The following is a 1,126-nucleotide window of genomic DNA, read 5'->3' on the forward strand; positions in this document are numbered from 1 at the left end:
AGTTATGCGAGAATCCCCGCAACACCTGATCCGAGCCGCCCATGAGCCAGATGAGCTTTTCCGACTTTGAGTACGCCGGCAAGCGCAAGCAAACCCGCCGAGAGCGCTTCCTCGCCGAAATGGATCAGGTGGTGCCCTGGGCAGGCCTGCTGGAGCTGATCGAACCGTTCTACCCCAAGGCCGGCGGCGGTAGAAAACCCTATCCTCTGGAAACCATGCTGCGCATCCATCTGTTGCAGAACTGGTTCTCCCTGAGCGACCCGGCCATGGAAGAAGCGCTCTACGAAATCACGCCCATGCGCCAGTTCGCACGCCTGACGCTGAGCGCGCCAATCCCCGAAGACACCACGATCATGAACTTCCGGCACTTGCTGGAGAAGCATCAGCTCGCACCGGCAATCCTTGCGGTCATCAATGGTTATCTGCAGGAAAAAGGCCTGTCGCTGCGCCAAGGCACCATCGTCGATGCCACCATTATTCATGCCCCCAGCTCGACCAAAAATAAAGAAGGCAAGCGTGATCCCGAGATGCACCAGACCAAGAAAGGCGGTCAGTATTTCTTCGGGATGAAGGCGCACATCGGTGCCGATGTCGAGTCCGGCCTGGTGCATCACGTCCATGGCACCGCTGCCAATGTGGCCGATGTCACGCAGGTGGCTGAACTGCTGCATGGCGAAGAAAACGCCGTGTATGCAGATGCCGGTTACACCGGTGTCGAAAGGCGCGAAGAGCATGAAAATCGGGGGGTGATCTGGCAGATTGCAGCGCGTCGCAGCACCTATTCCAAGCTGAACCAGCGCAGCGTACTGTACAAAGCCAAGCGCAAGATCGAGTTCTGCAAGGCTCAGACACGGGCCAAGGTCGAGCATCCGTTTCGCGTGATCAAGCGGCAGTTTGGTTACGTGAAAGTACGTTTTCGTGGGCTGATGAAAAACACGGCTCAGTTGACCACGCTGTTCGCCCTGGCAAACCTGTGGAGGGTTCGAAAACAGCTCATGGGTATGGGTGAGGTTCGCGTTTAACACGGAGAACCGGTCGAAAAAGCTCTCCGTACATGATTTTTCGGTCACTTTTCGTCCAATGACGCTGTAGGTGCCTGGAAAATTGCAACTTGCCGCGGCTGCAC

Annotated in this window: 1 protein-coding gene; it reads left to right on the plus strand. The window is 56.8% G+C overall.

All coding sequences use genetic code 11. The features are described from left to right. The first annotated feature begins 41 nt into the window (after positions 1–41). Entirely contained in the window at positions 42–1,022 is a 981-nt protein-coding gene (locus ACF8K2_RS02815; RefSeq protein WP_014003920.1) for an IS5-like element ISPa41 family transposase, read from the plus strand. Positions 1,023–1,126 lie beyond the last annotated feature (104 nt).

The sequence above is a fragment of the Pseudomonas sp. xss_2 genome (assembly GCF_043104195.1).
Lineage (GTDB): Bacteria > Pseudomonadota > Gammaproteobacteria > Pseudomonadales > Pseudomonadaceae > Aquipseudomonas > Aquipseudomonas urmiensis.

Coding starts and splice junctions, on each gene's coding strand:
- ACF8K2_RS02815 (WP_014003920.1), top strand. CDS start 42: ATGAGCCAGATGAGCTTTTCCGACTTTGAGTACGCCGGCAAGCGCAAG.